The organism is Streptomyces sp. W16, assembly GCF_033194735.1.
Lineage (GTDB): Bacteria > Actinomycetota > Actinomycetes > Streptomycetales > Streptomycetaceae > Streptomyces.
Window position 1 is genome coordinate 1 of record NZ_JAWOAI010001050.1, and the last position, 1,493, is coordinate 1,493.

General features: G+C 73.4%; 1 protein-coding gene. It reads right to left on the bottom strand.

Annotated features, from left to right (window positions below; translation table 11 throughout):
- Positions 1 to 65: 65 nt before the first annotated feature.
- A partial coding sequence (locus tag R6V09_RS52955; RefSeq protein ID WP_317888529.1) for a sensor histidine kinase occupies positions 66 to 1,493 on the bottom strand: 1,428 nt, incomplete at its 5' end.

A 1,493-nucleotide genomic window follows, 5' to 3' on the forward strand; every position in this document is an offset into this window, starting at 1 on the left:
CACCCCGGTCCCGTCGGACCTCGCCGGACTGCGCCTGCCGCCGCCCACCGCCGGGCGCTGAGCGTTCACACGGGCAGGCGGACGGTGAAGACCGTGCCGGCGCCGACCGTGCTCGCCACCGTCACCGTCCCGCCGTGCGCCTCCGCGAGCCGGCGGACGATGGCCAGGCCCAGACCGCTGCCGCCGGTGCGCCGGCTGCGGGACTTCTCGGCCCGCCAGAACCGGTCGAAGACCCGCGGCAGGTCCTCGGCCGGGATACCGGTACCGGTGTCGGCGACCTCGATCGTCATCTGGTCCCCGACCCTGCGGGCCCGCAGGGTGACACTCCCGCCCGCAGGGGTGTGCCGTAGCGCGTTGGACACCAGGTTGCCGACCACCTGCCGCAGCCGTACGGGATCGCCCGACAGCTCGGGATCGCCGTCGACGCGGGTGGTGAGGTAGACGCCTGCGGTGTCGGCGCGGGCCTGGTGGGCGGTGGCGACATGGTCGAGCAGGTCGCGTACGCGCAGGGGTTCGGGGTGGATGCGCAGCTGGCCCGCGTCGGCCTCCGCGAGGTCCTGCAGATCGTCGACGATGTGCTGGAGCAGCAGCGCCTCTTCGAGCAGGGAGTCGACGAGGGCCTGGTCGGAGGTGGCGATGCCGTCCTGGACGGCCTCCAGCCAGCCGCGGATGGTGCTCAGCGGGGTGCGCAGTTCATGGGCGACATCGCTGACCATCGCCTTGCGCTGGCCCTCCACGCGTTCGCGGCGCTGGGAGAGGTCGTTGAAGGCGGCGGCGAGATAGCCGATCTCGTCGTTGGTCGTCACCGGCACCCGCTGGTGTTCCGCCACCGGACGGCGGGCCGCCTCGGCCAGCGCGCGCAGGGGCCGCACCAGCCGGGTGCCGACGACGACGGTGACGGCCACGGTGACCAGCAGCACCAGACCGGCGACCCCGGCGATGCGCGCGGTGTTGGCGGAGGTGAAGTGGAAGCCGGGGGTGGCCGTCGAGCCGGCCGGGGTGGTGACGTACAGCAGCGCGGCCGGTGCGACGTAGGGGGTGAGCTGGTCGCGGCGGGCGGTGTCCAGACAGGTCTGGGCGGCCTGGGCGTCGTCCTTCGTCCGGATGACGAAGTCCATGCCGAACTTCACGGGTTCCTGCTTCTGGTGGGCCAGGCAGTCGTTGACCAGGGTGTTGAGCCGCTGGAGCGGTCGGATCTCGGTCGGGACGGGATCGGCGAGTCGGTCGACGCCGCATCCGTAGTCCGTGGCGGCCCTGCCCAGGACGGAGTCGGGGAACCTGATGGAGGTCCGGCCGCTCGGCGCCTCGACGAGGGTGCCGACGCCGGTGGCGCCCCCCACGCAGTAGAGGATCTTCTCCGCCGTGCCGCGCATCGACTTCCGCTCGGCCGCGGTCAGCCGGTAGGGGCCGACCGCACGCGGGTCGATGCGGTCCGTCGCGGTGCCGGGCAGCAGGGCCGCGTCGGTGTGCAGGGGGTCGACGACCGCCGACGC